Origin of the sequence: Longimicrobium sp. (genome assembly GCF_036388275.1) — a bacterium.
GTDB lineage: Bacteria > Gemmatimonadota > Gemmatimonadetes > Longimicrobiales > Longimicrobiaceae > Longimicrobium.
Genome location: NZ_DASVSF010000022.1, coordinates 112,476 through 130,367, shown reverse-complemented (window position 1 = coordinate 130,367; position 17,892 = coordinate 112,476). Strand labels below are relative to the sequence as shown.

General features: G+C 70.1%; 14 protein-coding genes. 11 read left to right on the top strand and 3 right to left on the bottom strand.

The window, feature by feature from the left end:
* Window positions 1–10: 10 nt before the first annotated feature.
* The 3 genes from uvrC to VF632_RS06695 all read left to right on the top strand — a co-directional run bounded on the left by uvrC (window position 11) and on the right by VF632_RS06695 (window position 4,433).
* Complete coding sequence (uvrC, locus tag VF632_RS06705; RefSeq protein WP_331022093.1) at window positions 11–1,876, top strand: excinuclease ABC subunit UvrC; 1,866 nt, start codon at window positions 11–13, stop codon at window positions 1,874–1,876.
* Between the two features lie 552 nt (window positions 1,877–2,428).
* Window positions 2,429–3,424 carry a D-alanine--D-alanine ligase gene (locus VF632_RS06700; protein ID WP_331022092.1) on the top strand — a complete coding sequence of 332 codons (996 nt, stop codon included), beginning with the start codon at window positions 2,429–2,431 and terminating at the stop codon, window positions 3,422–3,424.
* A gap of 103 nt (window positions 3,425–3,527) precedes the next feature.
* On the top strand, window positions 3,528–4,433 hold the full coding sequence (locus tag VF632_RS06695; protein ID WP_331022091.1) for a rhomboid family intramembrane serine protease: 906 nt from the start codon (window positions 3,528–3,530) through the stop codon (window positions 4,431–4,433).
* Between the two features lie 599 nt (window positions 4,434–5,032).
* Here the strand turns inward: VF632_RS06695 and VF632_RS06690 are convergent.
* A complete protein-coding gene (locus VF632_RS06690) occupies window positions 5,033–5,611 on the bottom strand; it encodes a TetR/AcrR family transcriptional regulator (protein ID WP_331022090.1) in 579 nt (192 codons plus the stop codon).
* Between the two features lie 278 nt (window positions 5,612–5,889).
* On the opposite strand from VF632_RS06690, the gene VF632_RS06685 reads away from it, so the two are divergent.
* From VF632_RS06685 to VF632_RS06650, 8 genes are all read left to right on the top strand, one after another.
* Complete coding sequence (locus VF632_RS06685; protein ID WP_331022089.1) at window positions 5,890–6,909, top strand: GGDEF domain-containing protein; 1,020 nt, start codon at window positions 5,890–5,892, stop codon at window positions 6,907–6,909.
* A gap of 158 nt (window positions 6,910–7,067) precedes the next feature.
* On the top strand, window positions 7,068–8,084 hold the full coding sequence (locus VF632_RS06680) for a hypothetical protein (RefSeq protein ID WP_331022088.1): 1,017 nt from the start codon (window positions 7,068–7,070) through the stop codon (window positions 8,082–8,084).
* A 15-nt stretch (window positions 8,085–8,099) separates the two neighbouring features.
* Entirely contained in the window at window positions 8,100–9,191 is a 1,092-nt protein-coding gene (locus VF632_RS06675; RefSeq protein WP_331022087.1) for a tail fiber domain-containing protein, read from the top strand.
* 181 nt (window positions 9,192–9,372) lie between these two features.
* A complete protein-coding gene (locus VF632_RS06670) occupies window positions 9,373–9,807 on the top strand; it encodes a hypothetical protein (RefSeq protein ID WP_331022086.1) in 435 nt (144 codons plus the stop codon).
* Window positions 9,808–9,884: 77 nt separating this feature from the next.
* A complete protein-coding gene (locus VF632_RS06665) occupies window positions 9,885–11,714 on the top strand; it encodes a tail fiber domain-containing protein (protein ID WP_331022085.1) in 1,830 nt (609 codons plus the stop codon).
* Between the two features lie 340 nt (window positions 11,715–12,054).
* Window positions 12,055–12,648 carry an RNA polymerase sigma factor gene (locus tag VF632_RS06660; protein WP_331022084.1) on the top strand — a complete coding sequence of 198 codons (594 nt, stop codon included), beginning with the start codon at window positions 12,055–12,057 and terminating at the stop codon, window positions 12,646–12,648.
* Window positions 12,645–13,040: a hypothetical protein gene (locus tag VF632_RS06655; RefSeq protein ID WP_331022083.1), complete on the top strand. Its 396-nt coding sequence runs from the start codon at window positions 12,645–12,647 to the stop codon at window positions 13,038–13,040. The genes VF632_RS06660 and VF632_RS06655 overlap by 4 nt, the downstream gene beginning before the upstream one ends.
* Window positions 13,037–13,516 carry a hypothetical protein gene (locus VF632_RS06650; RefSeq protein ID WP_331022082.1) on the top strand — a complete coding sequence of 160 codons (480 nt, stop codon included), beginning with the start codon at window positions 13,037–13,039 and terminating at the stop codon, window positions 13,514–13,516. Before VF632_RS06655 ends, VF632_RS06650 begins: the two co-directional genes overlap by 4 nt.
* Window positions 13,517–13,639: 123 nt before the next feature.
* Here VF632_RS06650 and VF632_RS06645 read toward each other — a convergent pair whose 3' ends face one another.
* Both VF632_RS06645 and ligD read right to left on the bottom strand, forming a co-directional pair.
* Window positions 13,640–15,028 carry a cytochrome-c peroxidase gene (locus VF632_RS06645; RefSeq protein ID WP_331022081.1) on the bottom strand — a complete coding sequence of 463 codons (1,389 nt, stop codon included), beginning with the start codon at window positions 15,026–15,028 and terminating at the stop codon, window positions 13,640–13,642.
* Between the two features lie 113 nt (window positions 15,029–15,141).
* Window positions 15,142–17,880, bottom strand: a complete 2,739-nt coding sequence (gene ligD / locus VF632_RS06640) for a DNA ligase D (RefSeq protein WP_331022080.1) — start codon at window positions 17,878–17,880, stop codon at window positions 15,142–15,144.
* Window positions 17,881–17,892 lie beyond the last annotated feature (12 nt).

The following is a 17,892-nucleotide window of genomic DNA, read 5'->3' as shown; positions in this document are numbered from 1 at the left end:
AATCCGCACGATGTCCGAAAGCACGTCCACCCTGGAATCCAAGCTCCGCACGCTGCCCACGCAGCCCGGCGTTTACCTGATGAAGGATGCCGAAGGCACCATCATCTACGTCGGCAAGGCGAAGTCGCTGCGTGCCCGCGTGCGCTCGTACTTCCAGGGTGGGGCGCAGCACGGCATCAAGACGCGCGAGATGGTGCGCCGGGTTGACGACGTGGACACCTTCGTGGTGCGCACCGAGGCCGAGGCGCTGATCCTCGAGAACAACCTGATCAAGGAAAACCGGCCGCGCTTCAACATCAACCTCAAGGACGACAAGACCTACCCGTACATCAAGGTGACGGACGAGGCGTTTCCGCGCGTGTTCGTCACCCGCACGCTGCGCAGGGACGGAAGTCGCTATTTCGGCCCGTATACGGACGTGCGGCGGATGCGGCAGTCGCTGGAGCTGGTGAAGAAGCTGTACACGGTGCGCTCCTGCCGCTACAACCTGCCCAGCGACGTGCCGCCGCGGCCCTGCCTGGACTACCACATCGGCCGGTGCAAGGCGCCCTGCGTGGCGCTGCAGACGCCGGACGACTACGGGTCGATGGTCGACGAGATCGTGCAGGTGCTCAGCGGGCACACGCGCCTGGTCGCCCGGCGCCTGCGGGCGGAGATGCAGACGTGCGCGCTGGAGATGAACTTCGAGCGCGCGGCCGAGCTGCGCGACGCCATCGGCCAGCTGGAGGCGCTGGAGCGCAAGCAGCAGGTGGTGGACGTCACCGGCAGCGACCGCGACGTGGTGGGCTTCGCGCGCGACGGATCCGAGGCGTGCGGCGTGGTGCTGCAGATCCGCGAGGGCAAGCTGCTGGGGCGCGAGGCGCAGTTCCTCACCAATCTGGGCGACGACACCGACGAGGCGGCGCTCTCGGCCTTCGCCACGCGGCTCTACGCCGACCGGGTGACGCGCGATCCGGAAAGCGTGCCCGGCGAGATCATCTTCCCGATGGATTTCGACGATCGAGGCGTGCTGGAGGAGCTGCTGCGCGAGGCGGCGGGGAAGGCGGTGCGGCTGAAGTGGCCACAGCGGGGCGAGAAGGTGCAGCTGGTGGCGCTTGCGGACCAGAACGCCCGTCACCTGTTCGAGGAGCGCAAGCTGATGGGCAACGCCGCGGCCGAGCGCGCCCCCGACGCCCTCTACGAGCTGCAGGAGGTGCTGGAGCTGCCGATGGTGCCCCGGACGATGGTGTGCTTCGACATTTCGCACACGCAGGGGTCGGAGACGGTGGCGTCGGCGGTGTTCTTCGAGAACGGCGAGCCCGCGAAGGGCGAGTACCGCAAGCTAAAGATCCGCGGCGAGTGGGGGAACGACGACTTCGCGTCGATGCACGAGGCCGTCACCCGCTGGTTCCGCCGCCGTGTGGAAGAGGGGAAGCCGCTGCCCGAGCTGGCGGTGATCGACGGCGGCAAGGGGCAGCTGGGCGCGGCGCGCAAGGCGCTCGAAGAGATCGACCTGCCGCAGCAGTCGATCGTGGGCCTGGCCAAGAAGGAGGAGGAGCTGTTCCTACCCGGCCGCTCGGAAAGCATCCGCCTGCCGCGCCGCAGCCCGGCGCTCCGCCTGGTGCAGCGCATCCGCGACGAGGCACACCGCTTCGCGGTGACGTACAACCGCAAGCTGCGCACGAAGCGCACGATCCGCTCGGAGCTGTCCACCATCCCGGGTGTGGGCCCCTCGCGGCAGAAGCAGCTGCTGGAGCGGTTCGGCTCGTATCGCGGCGTGGTCGCCGCGGCGGAGGCGGACATCGCCGCGATCCCGGGGTTCGGGCCGGCGCTGGCCAGGAAGGTGGTGGAGGCTGTGCGGCCCTCACCTGCCGCGCCGTCACCCGGCGCCGCGTAGGGGCATCGCGTTCCCAACCTGCTGACACACAGCAACTTGTCATCCTGAGGCGCAGGCGCGCGGCACCAGCCCACGCCCCATTCTTCGCGCGCCGAAGGATCTAGCCTGGGGCACGTACCAGCCAGGGCGCGGCAGCGTCCACGGCAGCCGAGGCCTCGGCTGCCGTGGGGCCCTCACCCCGCCGCGCTGACACGCGTGCGACCCTCTCCCACAAACAGCGTGGGAGAGGGGGTACACTTCAGAGCCCGGTGCAATTGGGCTGATGCTGGTGCTCGGGCCGGCGCCCCCCATCCCCAACCCTTCCCCCGCAAACTGCCGCGGGGGAAGGGAGCCAGCCCGGCGCGCGTCCGAAGGTGCGGCGCGCATGCAGGTGCAGCCCCGAACGGGACGCGACAGCGGCCCGCGTCGGGGCTTTCCGCATTTCCAGCGGCGGGTTCACCCGCTCCTGGAGCGGAGGGGTGGGGGGTGGCGCGCGCTCGTACGGTTCGTGCGTAGCGGCGGAGCCGAACGAACCACCGAGACATCGCCAACAAGACCGACCGAGAGGGCTGGATGAAGATCGCCGTGCTGATGGGGGGGACGAGTGCCGAACGCGAAGTGTCGCTGGCGTCGGGATCCGGAATCGTAAAAGCGCTGCGCGAGCGCGGGCACGAGGTCTACACCGTCGACACCGCCCGCGGCTTCATTCCGCCCGAGCAGGAGGGCGACCTGCTCCCCGGCGGCGTGAAGTCGGCCCCGCCGGCCGAGATGGAGAACGCGCTGCCGCTGCTGCAGCTGGGCCAGGTGGAGCAGCTGCGGGCGGCCGAGATCGCCTTCCTGGCCCTGCACGGCGGCGAGGGCGAGGACGGCACCATCCAGGCGTACCTGCAGCTGCTCGGCATCAAGTACACGGGATCGGGGCCGCTGGGCTCCGGCATCGCCATGGACAAGGACGTCACCAAGCGCCTGCTGCGCGACTCCCAGGTTCCCACGCTGCCCTGGCGCGTGGCGCGCGCACCCGGCTTCGTGTACGACCCCGACACCATCGAGGACCTGGTGGGCATTCCCTGCGTGGTGAAGCCCTCGCGCGAAGGCTCCAGCGTGGGCCTGCACGTGGTGAAGGACCGCGATCAGCTGGAGGCCGCCGTCAAGGATGCCTCGCAGTATGACACCGAGGTGATGATCGAGCGCTACGCCAAGGGCCGCGAGCTCACCGTCGGCATCCTGGGCGACCAGGCGCTTCCGCCGGTGGAAATCCGCCCCAAGAAGGGCATCTACGACTACGAGAGCAAGTACACGCCGGGGATGACGGAGTACCTGTGCCCGGCGCCGCTGGACGAAGAGGTGGTGGCGCAGATGCAGGCGTACGCGCTGCGCGCCTTCAAGGTGCTGAAGCTGCGGGGATACGCGCGCATCGACTTCATCCTGGCGCAGGAACAGCTGTGGTGCCTGGAGGCCAACACCCTCCCCGGGATGACGGGCACCAGCCTGTTTCCCAAGGCCGCCGCGGCGGTGGGAATCAGCTACCCCGAGCTGTGCGAGCGCATCGCCCAGTCGGCGCTCGGCTGACGGAAAACGACAGCGGACCGGAGACGCGCCACGGGGGTAGAGAGGGGAAAGCGCCCGACCTCCTCGGGCGCGTCTCTTCTCCCGTTCCACTTCTGCAACGGAAATGGCTTACCGGGATTCGTATGCAGGCGGCGGCTTCGGCGGCAGTTCCCTCACCCCTTGGGTCAAGCGCCTGCTGATCGCCAACACGGCGATCTATGTGGCCGTGGTCCTCCTCGGGTTCGTTCCCGGAGTCCGCGAGCTGCTGCCGTACCTGTTCTTCGCCCCGCGGGATTTCGTCACGCGCCCGTGGACGATTCTCACGTACTCGTTCGTGCACGCGGGGATCTTCCACCTGCTGGGCAACATGCTCACCCTGTTCTTCTTCGGGCCGCCGCTCGAGGAACGATGGGGATCGCGTGGGTTCATCAAGTTCTACCTGGTCGCCGCGGCCGGCGGTGCGCTGCTCTCGGCGCTGCTGTACTTCGTGGATCCCGCCTCGTTCATCGTCGGCGCGTCGGCGGCCACGCTGGGCGTGATACTGGCGTTCGCGATGATCTGGCCCGACATGGAGATCCACATCTGGGGGATCTTCCCCGTCAAGGCGAAGTGGCTGGTGGCGGGGCTGGTGTTCATCAACCTGATGATGGCGCTGGAGGGGAGCGGGAACGGCGTTGCGGTCCTGGCCCACCTGGGCGGCATGCTCGCGGCGTTCCTGTACCTGAAGAGCCCCTGGGCGCCGCCGGCGTGGGGCGAGGTGCCGGCGTTCGCGCGCAAGAGCAAGCCGAAGCGCGGCGGCATGGCCCTGGTGCCCTGGTCTGGAAAGAAGCCCGAGCCCGCGCGCACCCAGGCGGCCACGGCTACTCAGGTAAGGCCGGCCAACAAGAAGGCCGTTGCCGCCGCCGAGCGCGAGCTGCTGGACGACGTCGACCGCATTCTCGACAAGATCTCGTCCAAGGGCCTGGGCTCCCTCACGGAAGAGGAGCGCAAGCGGCTGGACGAGGTAAGCCGGCGCTACCGCACCAACTGAAGCCACCTCGGCTCGGTAGAGATCACGAGGCCCGCTCCCATCCGGAGAGCGGGCCTCGACTCGTTTCGGCTGCAGGGGCAGGGTTGGGTGTGTCCAGAAAGCCTCCGACCCACGCCTCTGACGGCCCACGCCACACCGTCTGTCATCCAGAGGCCCAAGCGCACCGCACCCGCTCCAACCCGCCACCACGTGGGCCGAAGGATCTTGCCTGGGGAGCATCTCAACCCGGGCGCGGCAGCGACACGAAAGCCGAACTCGCGTCCTTGGCCCCCCTCGATCCGCCCCCTGATGGAGAAAAAGGCGACCTCCCAGAATCGCGCAGGACGCACGATCCCGGGCACGCGAGGGTTCCGCATCGTCCTCGGGAGGAAACACGGATTGTAGGCGCATTGCGCGCGTTCTCTAGTCAATCGGGCCGGTCGAAGACAGCGAAGGGGCTGGAAGTTGCGGCGATGCGGGAAGTTGGAGGTTGAACGGGGAGGTTTGCGCCCGATTCGGCGGAAAGCCAAGTCGGATCGTGCTTGGTAACACCCTTGTTAACGATCAGTCGCGGGCACGTGGATGACGACGATCGTCCGCGACACTCTAGTTAACGTGCGTTACGGTACTGTGGATGCACTACCGGACGCGGCGATGCCCTCGATCAGGTTGGTTAACGCACGTTGACTCAGGCCCTCAGCCCGCGTGATCCCTGCGAAATGGAAGGAGGCGAGACCGTGGAGCATGGCCCAAAAGCTCATCGCCATTCCATCTGGATCGCCCTCCGCCAGCACGCCCGCATCCATCCCCTCGCGCACACGGTCGCGAAGGAAACGCCGCACGGCTGCACGCTGGCGGTGCAGGGGAGACTCTTCCGCGCCGTCTGCCCCGGGCTCGAACAGGGCGCGGTAGGCCTGGGGCTGCGCGATGGCGAACTCCAGGTACGCATCGGCCGTCGCCCGCAGGCGCTCGATGGCCGTGGGCGCCTCCAGCGCGCGAAAAAGGTGGCTTCCGAGCAGGCGCGAGCCCTCGCCCGTGACTTCGCGGAGGATCGCGTCCTTGTCGGCGAAGTGGCGATACAGGGCTGTGGCGGTTACGCCCACCCGCTCGGCGACCGCACGCATGGTGACCGCGTCGGGGCCGCGTTCGAAGTGAAGCGCCCGTGCCGCGGCGATGATCCTGCTCTTGATATCCTCCATGTTAACATATGTAAACGACGACAGGAGGCATGTCAACCAGTCAGGACACTAGACATTCACGCCCGGGCGAGTGAGTTAACGTGCGTAAACGTCGACTCCGACCCGCTGGGTGGCGGAAAGGGGTTGCAGGGGCTCGTTCGAGACCGTTAGTGTATCTCCATTGCCCGCTCACCCCATCCGGTCCACTCGTTGTGCCACCCGCGTCTCCGATCGGCACGGTCCCGCGCCGGACCGGTACGCTTCTTGGCGACTTCCTCCCGCGACCGCCGTTTCAGCCTGTGAAAACACCGGTCACCCCGACAGACTTCGAGTCGCTGGACCCCGGCGGGGGTGGAATTCCGTCGTGGTACCGCGACCGTATCATCTACGCGCTCGCCATCGCGGGGGCGGTGTTCCTGCTGCCCTTCGGGCTCAACAACGTCGTTCGCGGGCGGATGGGTCTCGGCATCGCCAACCTGGTGATCGTGGGCATGCTGGCCCTGAACGCGCTGGCGCTCAAGCGCGGGCGCCCGCCCCCAATCCCGGTCGCACTGGTCTTCGTTCCGGTGGCGGCGGGCCTGCCGCTGGGCATTCGGGCGCTGGGGTTCATGGCCGTGCTGTGGTGCTACCCGGCCACGATGCTCTTCTTCTGCATGCTCCCGCGCCGGCTGGCCAACGTCCTGTCCGCCGGGATCCTGCTGTCGGTGGCGCCCATGGTGTACCTGGACACGGGGATGGGTGCCGCCGTTCGGTTCGGCGTCACGCTCGCGTTGCTGGTGGTGTTCACCAACCTGTTCCTGGGGGTGATCGATTCCCTTCGCGAGCAGCTGGTGCAGCAGGCCGTCCGCGACCCGCTGACGGGCGCCTTCAACCGCAGGCGCATGGACCGCGTGCTGCGGGCGGCAGCGGCGCGGGGAGACACCGCGTCGCTGCTGGTAATGGACATCGACCACTTCAAGCAGGTGAACGACCGGTTCGGCCACGCGGGTGGGGACGAGGTGCTGGTGGCCGTGGCAGCGGTCCTCGCCCGCGAGGCAGGTGGCGACCTGTTCCGCTTCGGCGGCGAGGAGTTCGCGGTGCTCCTGCCCGGCGCCACCGCGGAGGACGCCCTGCGTGAGGCGGAACGTCTGCGCCGCGCCGTCGCTGAGGGAGATGCTGAAAGGGCAGGGCGGGTGACGGTGAGCATCGGGGTGGCGGCACTGCGCCGGGGCGACACCTGCGACACGTGGCTGAACCGCGCCGACGCCGCGCTGTACGAGGCCAAGAGGCTGGGGCGCGACCGCGTGGCTCGCGCTGAGGACGCGCTCCAACCCGCCTGACACGAGCCAGGCGTCCGCGTAAAAACACGGGTTTGCCTACGTCACGCTGTCCGACTGGCATCAATACCGTTGTACGAAACGGGAGAAAGCCTTAGATTCTCCCGCATCCGCCTTCCCGACTCTCCCCCGGTCCGGCTCCCTCTCCCAGGTTCAACCCGATGTACTTTCCCAACGGACGCCTGTCGCGGGTGTTTCCGGCGCTGGTTCTGGCGGCTCTCACGGCGGCGTGCACGGACGGCCCGCTCGCGCCCTCGATCAAGCCCGCGCCGACCCAGCTTGCCGCGCTGCAGTGCGTGGTGCACGTGGCTTCGGCCGCGATGGCGTGCAAGACGCTGGATCCTCCCGGCGCCGGCGCGCTGACGAACCGCATCGTGGGTGGGCAGGACACGTACGTGAAGCTCACGAACACGAACACGTCGTATTCCGCGGGAACGGGGATCTTCAAGACCGACGTGCAGGTGCAGAACCTTACCCAGCAGACCATGGGCACGGACGGCTTCACGATCTCCGGGGTACAGGTGTTCTTTTCCCAGGGCCCGTCCACCACGACGGGAACGGTGACCGTCGCCAAAGCCGACGGCACCGATACGTTCCTGAACGGCGCCGCGGCCCCGTACTTCGACTATCCCCAGACACTCGCGCCGATGGAGATCTCCGCGGCCAGGGAGTGGCAGTTCCAGGTGGCGGGCGGGGCGACGACCTTCACCTTCCGCGTCTACGTCAACACCGAGACGGCCAGCAGCGGCCCGCTGCAGGGGCCCACGTGGGATGGATCGGAGAGCTCCGCGTGGTTCACGGCCGCCAACTGGCTGGACGGCGTGGTTCCCGACGGCACCAGCGCTGCCACCGTGCCCCCCGCGGACCAGATCCCCGGGGCCACGATGCCGGTGCTCACCGCCAATGCCTCGGTGCTGCACCTGCGCGTGGGCAACGCCAGCACGCTGGGCCTGGGCGGGTTCACCATGACGGTCGGCGGCAACCTCGACGCGATCGGGAGCATCTCCAACGGCACGGTGAGCTTGATGGGTACCGGGTCGCTGCTGCGGGGGAACATCCCCGCCGCCAAGGTTACCGGCAGCACGTTCCTGCAGGGCGCGGTGAAGGCGTCGGGCCCGGTGTCCGTAACCGGCTCGCTGACCGTCGCCGATTCGGCTCTTTCCATTGCGGTTCCCTAACCCTTCGACTCCGCCATGACCAAGCTCCTCCGACTTTCGCTCGCGGTCGCCGGCCTGGCGCTGCTCTCGGACTCCGCCCGCGCCCAGAGCGCCACCGACTCGGCGTTCGCGGTCAGCAAGGGCGACTCGAGCCTGTTCCGCGTGAACCGCAACGGCACCGCCTTCTTCGGCGGCACCTACAACTCGGGCAGCACCAACGGCGCCCCCGTGTCCGGCTCCGGCGTCCGGATGTTCTGGTACCCCGGCAAGGGCGCGATCCGCGCCGGCGGCATCGACGGCACCCAGTGGGACGACGCCAACATCGGGCTGTACTCCACGGCGTTCGGCCAGAACGTACGCGCCCTGGGCGACAACGCCATGGCCGTGGGGCTTCGTGCCGTGGCGGCCAACACCGGCACCATCGCCATGGGCGAGGACGTGACGGCGACGGGCGCGTATTCGGTGGTGTTCGGGTACAAGGCCAGCAGCAGCACCAGTGCCGGCTCTCCTCGCCTGGGCACCTTCGTCTTCGGCGACCGGTCCACGACCACCGACACCATTCACGCCGAAGTGACGAACTCGGCGATGTGGCGGGTGGCCAACGGGTTTCGTATCTACACGAGCAGCAACCGGAGCACAGGCGTCACCTTCCAGTCCGGCTCCGCGGTGAGCAACTGGAGCCAGAGCAACGCGGTGATCAGCACCAGCACCGGCGCCTACCTGCACACCAACGGCACCTGGACCAACGCCTCGGACGTGAACCGCAAGCACCTGTTCGCGGCCGTGTCGGGGGAGGACGTGCTCGGCCGGCTGCGCGCCATGCCCATCACGAGCTGGAGCTACCGGACCGAGAACACGGATGTCCGGCACATCGGTCCCATGGCGCAGGACTTCCGCGCCGCGTTCGGGCTGGGTGACGACGACAAGGTGATCAGCACGGTGGATGCTGACGGCGTGGCGCTGGCCGCCGCGCAGGCGCTGGAGGCGCGCACCGCCACGCAGCAGCAGCGGATCGACGCGCTGGAGGCGCAGAACGCGGCCCAGGCGCGGGAACTGGCGGAGATGCGTGCCCGGATGGAACGGCTGGAGGCGCTGGTGACGGCGGGGCAGGGCAGCGCCAGGCCGTAGTTCCCGCCCACCTTCGGAGATTGCAGCCGCCGCCCCGGACAACGGGGCGGCGGCTTCGTTTTGCGCCGCGGGTGCGGCGGATGGAATGAAGGAGCGGGGCGCGGTGTCTACACGCACGTTCCCTCCCTCGCCCCGCTCCCGCGGGGTTCTCCATCCGACTTTTCACCCCAGGAAATTCCCCATGCAGAAGCGTGCCCTAGCCACGCTGGTGCTCCCGCTTGGCGTGGCGGCGTGCTCCGAGCCGCCGACCATTGCGACGGTCACCCCCGTCGCCGTCCATGCGAGCGCGGTGTCGGCCAACGAGCTCGCCGCCCCCATCGCCGACGAGCGGATGACGCGGCTCGCCGCCGCCCTGGACGACGCGGAGCTTCGCCTGGCGCCCGCCGTCTCCGGCGGCGGCGACGGCTCTCCGCTGCGAACGGCACTGGACCTGGTGCGCGGCCGGCTGGCTACCGCAGACGGCCCCGGGATCGAGGCGGCGCTCGCGGACGTGGAGGCGGTGCTGGCCGCTCTCCCGGACGCCGGAGCCGTGCTTCCCGAGATCGACGCCATGCGCCTGGCGCTGGACGAGGTTCGCTCCACCGCGGCCACCCTGCACGACCCTCCGCGTCCGTAGCGGAACGCTCCCGCCCGCGGGCCGCTCAGGGCACCGCGGCGCTCCTCTCTTACCACGAATCACATTCTGGAGGCGGAATGGGCGGTCTCGCTCTCTCCTCTCGCCGCGGCCTGCTCCTGGGCCCCGCGGCAATTCTCGGCCTGGCGATCTTCGGCGCCCCCACGCGGGTAGCGGCGCAGACGGGTGTCATCCACGCCTGCTACGTGCCCGCGTCCGGCACCGTCTACCGCATCCGCGAGCCGGAGCTGAAGGACACGTGCAACTCGCCGCAGCACATCGCCTTTTCGTTCAACGCCCAGGGCGCCACCGGGCCGGCGGGTCCGATGGGTCCCATCGGTCAGACGGGTCCGGCGGGTCCCAAGGGCGACTCGGGTCCGGCGGGAGCCACCGGCGCGGTGGGTCCCCAGGGAGCCACGGGCCCGGCGGGTGCGACCGGCCCGGCGGGTCCCAAGGGCGACGCGGGCCCGGCGGGTGCGCAGGGCCCGGCGGGTCCCAAGGGCGACGCGGGTCCGGCGGGAGCGACGGGTTCCACAGGTCCGCAGGGTCCGCAGGGTCCCCAGGGCGAGACCGGCGCCACCGGTGCCGCTGGGCCCAAGGGCGACACGGGAGCAACCGGGCCCGCGGGTCCGCAGGGTGAAACCGGTGCCACCGGCGCGGCGGGCGCTGCGGGTCCCGCAGGTCCCGCAGGTCCCGCGGGCGCGGACGGTCCGCAGGGTCCCGCAGGTCCCGCGGGCGCGGACGGTCCGGCGGGCGAAATCGGTGCGGCGGGTCCCGCGGGCGCGGCCGGCGCAGACGGCCGGCACTGCTGGGACACCAACGCCAACGGCACCGGCGATCCCACGGACGAGGACAGGAATGCCGACGGCACCGTGGACGTGCTGGACTGCCGCGGCGCCGACGGAGCGAAGGGAGCCGACGGCGAGGACGGTGTGGTGCCCACCAACAGCGCCGGCGCCTACGACCTGGCCAACAACAACGGTTTCGTGGCGGAGGGCGTGCTGTACAGCGGGAACGGTCCGGTGTCAGGCTCCGGCGTCCGGACGTTCTGGTATCCCGGCAAGGGCGCGTTCCGCGCCGGCGGCGTCAGCGGCACCCAGTGGGACGACGCCAACATCGGGCTGTACTCGACGGCGTTCGGCCAGGACGTACGCGCCCTGGGCGACAACGCCATCGCCATGGGGAACCGCGCCGTGGCGGCCAACACCGGCACCATCGCCATGGGCGAGGACGTGACGGCGACGGGCGCGTACTCGGTGGTGTTCGGGTATAAGGCCAGCAGCAGCACCAGTGCCGGGGCTCCTCGCCTGGGTGCCTTCGTCTTCGGCGACCGGTCCACGAGCACCGACACCATTCACGCCGAAGTGACGAACTCGGCTACGTGGCGGGTGGCCAACGGGTTCCGGATCTACACGAGCAGCAACCGGAGCACCGGCGTCACCTTCCAGTCCGGCGCCACGGCAAGCAACTGGGGGCAGAGCAACGCGGCGATCAGCACCAGCACCGGGGCCTACCTGCACACCAACGGCACCTGGACCAACTCCTCGGACGTGAACCGCAAGTACCTGTTCGCTGCCGTGTCCGGCGAAGACGTGCTCGGCCGGCTGCGCGCCATGCCGATCACCAGCTGGAGCTACCGGACCGAGAACGCCGACGTCCGCCACATCGGGCCCATGGCGCAGGATTTCCGCGCGGCGTTCGGTCTGGGTGACGACGACAAGGTGATCAGCACGGTGGACGCGGACGGCGTGGCGCTGGCCGCCGCGCAGGCGCTGGAGGCCCGCACGGCCGCCCAGCAGGCACGCATCGACGCGCTCGAGCGCGAGAACGCCGCCCTCGCCGCGCGCCTGCAGCGCGTGGAGGCGATCCTCGCCGCCCAGGCGGAGACGCCGCGCTCCGCCCAGCAGTGATCGGCGGGACGCAGCCGCGTCCCTCCTGGCCCCACGGACGGCCCCGCGGCATCATGCCGCGGGGCCGTTCCGCATCGGCAAGCACACACGGCTTTCCGGCGCCGCCACGCGCCCCCAGATTGACCGCCGCGTCCGCTGCCATGCCACGCGAACCATCCATCCGCCCCTGCCTCGCTTGTCCGCTCGAGTGCCCGCGTTTTCCACCGCCGCGCGGAATGGGTGCGCGGCGGTGGGAGGATCGGAGCGATTCCATGGAGCCGTCGCGGTCGAGGAAATGGAATGGATGCGTCTTTCCGGGTGTCGACCAGTGAGTACGGCGGTGGGGCGCACCGGGAGGGGGATGCACGACGGGCCTGCGGACGGAGAGCTGATCGAGCGCGCGCGGCGGGGCGACGACCGTGCGTTCCGCGCCATCGTTGAGCGATACGAACCCCTCGTCGCCGCCGTCGTCGTGGGCTTTCTGGGTCCCGGCGACGAGGCCGACGACGTGGGGCAGGAGGCGTTCATCCGGCTGTATCGCTCGCTGGACCGCTTCCGCGGCGACGCCTCACTGGCCACGTACCTGCGGAAGATCGCCGTCAACCTTTCGCTCAATGCCATCCGCCGCCGCCGCCGCTTCGCCCTGCGCTTCCGTCGCAGCGACGATGAGGACGAGACGCTTGCCGGGGCGGGCGTCGAGGGAGTGGATGACCCGGAGGTGGCGGAGACGCGTGCAGCCGTACGGGCGGCGGTGGCCGCGCTGGGCCCGAAGCATGCGCAGGTGGTGGTTCTGCGGATGATGGAGGGGTGCTCCACGCGCGAAACGGCAGAGGCGCTGGGGATTCCCGAGGGCACGGTGCTTTCGCGGCTGGCGCGGGCGATGGAAAAGCTGCAGGCCCGGCTGGCGCCGTACGTACGCGACGGAAGCCGGATTCATGGAGGGGAGGAGTCATGATGGAGGGGGATCGGAAGGCGCCGCCGCCAGCGTCGATGGCCGGGGAGCCGGTGGGGCGGGGAGGGGAGGCGCGGCGGGAAGCGGAGCGAACGATCGGCGCGCTCCTGGCGTCCGCGAGGGCGGACCGGTTCGAGGCGGGATTCTCGGGGCGCGTAATGCGCCGGGTGCACGAGGTGCGGCTTTCGCCGGCCGCGGCGCTCAACACCGCACTGGCGCGACATTTCGGACGCCGCCTGGTTCCCGCGGCCATGGCTGCGGCGCTGGTCCTGGCCCTGTACTCCCTCGTCGAGCGGCGGGAGGCGACGGGCTCGCTGGTGGACGCGCTGCTCGGGCTACCCTCGGCGGCGGAAGAGGCGTTCGATCCGGTGCTGGTGCCCTCGTACCTGCGTTGAAGGGCGACGCGATGCGGGTGGAGGCGAAGTCCGCGCTGATCCTGGCGGTGACGCTGGCGCTGGGCGCTGTGCTGGGGGGGCTTGCGGCCGGCGCACTGCAGAACCGCCGCACCGCGGAACTCGCAGAGACGCGTCGGCCGCGCGGGTTCGCCGGGCGCATGGAGGAGATCATCCGCCCCCACTCGCCGGCGCAGTGGGACTCGCTGCGGCCGTTCGTAGACGCGGCGGCCCGCAACAACGACGAGGCGCTCGATGCCGCCAACGCGCGCATCCGCGCGGGCTTCGACAGCATGCAGGTGCGCATGGTGCCCCTGCTGGACGAGGCGCAGCGCGAGCGCCTGGCCGAGTTCGTCCGCACGGCGCCGCTCCTGCGCCACCCGGCCCCCGGCAGGAAAGGCCCGCCTCCCCACCGCGGCCCGCACGGGGAGTACGGGCCTCCGCCCCATGGTCCGCCACCCCACGGTCCACCGCCCTGACCCTGCGTGACGCGGTTTCCAGGCAGGCGCAGGGGGGTTCGAGCGCGCCGCTACGTCGTCAGCCGCGGCGGCCCCACCGGAGAAGCCTGGAGCGCCAGCCGCCGCCGGGTGCTGGCGCGTGGGTCATTGGGGGAACGGGTCCGAGAACCGCTGCGCCGTGAGCTGGGTGTGGTCCGTCAGCGTTTCCAGGTAGGCGACAAGCGCCTTCCGCTGCGCGGGCGTAAGGTTCAGGCGGCGGGGCTTCCCGTCGGGGCCGCGCAGCCCCGGGTCCAGGTCGGGGTTGGGCTGGACGCCGGTGTCGTAGAAGCTCACCACCTGCTCCAGCGAGGTGAAGCGGCCGTCGTGCATGAAGCGGCCACGGACGGCCACGTTTCGCAGCGAGGGAGACTTGAAGCGTCCGCCCCCGGCGCCCAGGTCGGTCGTCACCGCATCCAGCCCGATGTTCTGCGGCGCGTCGGAGACGTGCGCATTCGTGGCATGGCACCCCGCGCACCCGCTGGACAGGAACAACTGGTGTCCCTGGCGTTCCTCGGGGGTAAAGCTGGCGAAGTTGTTCGAGTCGCCCGTGCCGGCGAAGGCCCGGTCGAAGCGCGAGTCGGTGGAGGTCATCGAACGGACGTACTGCGCCAGGGCGCGTGCCACGCGGGTGGAATCGATCTCCGCCGAGCCGAACGCGGCCTGGAAGAGGGCGGGGTAGTACGGCGTGACCTGGAGCTTCCACACCAGGTTCTGCAGCGACATCCCCATTTCCTTGCCGTCCTGGATGGGCTGCAGGACCTGCGCCTCGAGGGTGGCGGCGCGCTCGTCCCAGAAGAACCGGCCGTTGCGGTAGAAGCGCGCGTTCGTCAGCGCCATCGAGTGGCGGCCGGTCATTTCGCCCCGGAACCCGCGGCTGACCTGGGCGGTGTCGGAGAACCCCGCCGCCTGCACGTGGCAGGACGCGCACGACACGGCGTCGTTGGCCGAAAGCCGGCGATCGAAGAAGAGCACGCGGCCCAGCGCGGCGCCCGCGTCGGTGATGGGGTTGCCCGCCGGCGTGTTGTCGGTGGCCGTCACCGGCCCGCCGAGCGCCGACGCCAGGTAATGGGCGGGGAGCGGCACGCCCTGATCGCTGTAGCGGAAGGGCACGCCGGGAAGCTGCGGCGCGGCGAGCCCGCGGGAAAAGATCACCAGCGGAAAGCTTTGCGTGGCCTGCGCCCCCGTCGTGCCAGTCGCCGTCAGCGTTACGATGACGACCCCTGGTTCAGCCGGGGTTCCAGTGATCCGCCCGTCCGCCCCCTGCAGCCCTCCACCCGCCGGCGCGAACGTCAGCGTGTACGTCAGCCCGCTGCCGCGGAACGCCTCTCCCCCGAGCGTGGCGTCGAACTCGAACGGGGTACCCACCTCGGCAGCCTGCGTGGAAACCTGCGTGCGCACTTGGGGCGGTGCCTCGACCCCCGTGCTCGGGCCGTCGCAGGCAGCAACCAGGAGCAATGCGAGCAGGGGCGCGCGAACCAGAAAGGAATTGGGCATGGGAGGGGGTTCACACCGATGGAGGGAGAGCGCGTTCAGCCCCTGGGACCAAGCACGCGCAACGCGTTTCAGATGCTGGCGGGAACGGAGCCAAATTGAACGCAATTCGGGGCTTACGTCAACCCCACCGCGGCCCGCATCTGCTTGGTGATCGACTGCCGCGTGGTCCAGTACTCCGCCCACGGGTCTCCCTGGAGCGACTGGATACGTTCGGCGACGGCCTGGGGCGTGAAGTCGTCCGTGCGGAGCTCCGCCGTCAGCTCGTCCCAGCCGATGGGGACCGAGACGGCGCCGGTGGGACGGGCCCGGACGCAGTAGGCGCAGATGGCCGTAGCGCCGCGGCCGTTGCGGAGGTAATCGAGGAAGATCTTGCCCTTGCGTGCCGCCTTGGTGGCCTTGATCAGGTACTTGCCCGGGTTGGCGGCGCTCAGGTCCGCCGACAGGGCCTTGGTGAAGTCCTTGACCTCGTCCCACGACGAGCGCCGGGCGATGGGAACGACCACGTGAAGCCCCTTGCCGCCCGTGGTCTTCACCCAGCTGCGCAGCCCCAGCTCGTCCAGGCGGTCGCGCACCTGGAACGCCGCCGCCACCACGCGCGCCCACGGCACGTCCGGCGCGGGATCCAGGTCCATTACGAACTGGTCGGGCTTCTCGAAGCTGTCGCGGCGCGCGTTTGAAACGTGAAGCTCCAGCGCGCCCATCTGCACCATGGCGACGAGCCCCGCGACCGAATCTACGTAGGTGTAGACGCGCGGATCGCCGTCGTTCTCCAGGATGGTCGTCCGCCCCACCTGCGCGGGAAAGTGCTCATCGCCGTGCTTCTGGTAGAAGCACTGTCCGCCCACCCCCTCCGGGCAGCGGACGAGCGTCAGCGGGCGATCGACGATGTGCGGCAGCATCCACTCGCCGATGGCCTCGTAGTAGTGCGCCAGGTCCAGCTTGGTGGTGCCCAGGGCGGGGAAGAGCACCTTGTCGGGATTCGACAGGCGGATCCCCTCCACCTCCACGTCCGGCGCCTTGCCGCGCCGCGGGGATGCGGACTTGGTCGACGGCGGCACGGGGCGGCTGGACGGGGCCGCGGGCGCATCCTTCGACGCGCCGCGCGCCGGCGCGCGGGCGCGGCCCTTCGCGTTGGCGGCATCGGACCCCGCGGCCGCGGACTCGCCCGCGGGGAGGGCGCGCGGGTCTTCGCGCACCACCTGCGTGGCCGGCTTGTCTTCGCGCAGCCCCTGGAAGACGGGGTGGCGAAGGATGCCGTCGCCGGTCCACTCGGTGAACTCCACCTCGCACACCAGCGTGGGCTCCACCCAGGTGACCCCGGCCGGCTGGCGCCCCCGCCGGCCGAAGTCGGAGAAGGGCGAATCCGCCCGCTTCAGCTTCTTCAGCCGGGCGTGCACCTGGCGCAGCACCTCTTCGTTGAAGCCCGTGCCCACCTTGCCGGAGTGCACCAGCTCGCCGTCGCGGTACACGCCCACGTGCAGCGCGCCAAAGTGCGACCGTGAGCCGCGCGGCTCGCTGAAGCCCCCGATGACGAACTCCTGGCGCAGCAGGCACTTCACCTTCAGCCAGTCCTTCGTGCGTTTCTGCGCGTACGGCGCATCGGCCCGCTTGCAGATGATGCCCTCCAGCCCCATCGCGCACGCCTGCTGATGGAACACGCCCCCGCTCCCCACGATGTGGTCGCTGAACCGCACCGCGCCGGCGGGATCGCCCGCCAGCAGCCCGCGCAACGCTTCCTTGCGGGCCAGCAGGGGAGACCCGCGCAGGTCCATCCCGTCCAGGTGCATCAGGTCGAAGGCGTAGAACACCAGGTCCGCCGTGCGGCCGCTGCTCAGCACGTTCTGCAGCGCCTGGAAGCTCGAGGTGCCGCCAGGCGTCAGCATCACCAGCTCGCCGTCCAGGATGGCGTCGCGGGCGGGCAGGGCAGAGAGCGCCCCGGCCATCTCGGGGAACTTGTCCGTCCAGTCGTTGCCATTGCGGGTAACCAGCCGCGCCTTGCCGCCGCGCAGCATCACGACGAGGCGATATCCATCGTACTTGATCTCGTGGATCCAGCCGTCGCCGGCCGGCACCTCGTCGACCAGGGTGGCCAGGGCAGGGGTGAACTCGGCAGGGAACGCCGCCTTGCGGGCGCCGGGCACGCCGGGAGCGGGGGAGGCCACGGGCTTGGCGGAGCGGGTGGATTTCGGCTTTGCGGCGGGCTTCTTCGCGGCCTTCGAGGGCTTGCCGTCGCGGATCAGCGCCTCGGCCGCGGGCGCCTTCGAGTCCCAGCGGGCGTCGGCGTCGGCGGCGATCTCGTCCATCGTGCGGCCCGTGGCCACGCTGGTGACGAATTCCTCCGTGATGACGCCGGCAGACTCGGAGCGCGCGACGTCATCGTCGTCCTTGAAGAGCAGCCACTGCTCCTTCTGGCCCTCCTCCCGCGGCCGCCGCGAGCGCACCAGGTGCCATCCGCCGGACAGCCGCTCGCCGTGGAGGTGAAAACGGATGTGTCCCTTGCGATAGCCCTGGTGCGGGTCCTCGTCCGGCGTCCAGCGGCCGCGGTCCCACAGCATCACGGTGCCGCCGCCGTATTCCTTCCTGGGGATGATCCCCTCGAAGACGCCGTACTCGATGGGGTGATCCTCGACGTGAACGGCCAGGCGCTTGACGGACGGATCCAGGCTGGGCCCCTTGGGGACGGCCCAGCTCTTCAGGACGCCGTCCAGCTCCAGGCGAAAGTCGTAGTGAAGGTGGCTGGCCGCGTGCTTCTGGATGCAGAAGGAGAGCACGTCCCCCGCGGGGTGGACGTGCCCTTCTGGTTCTGCGGTGACGCGAAAGTCGCGCTTACGCTTGTACTCGTCGAGGCCCATTCAGGCGCGCGG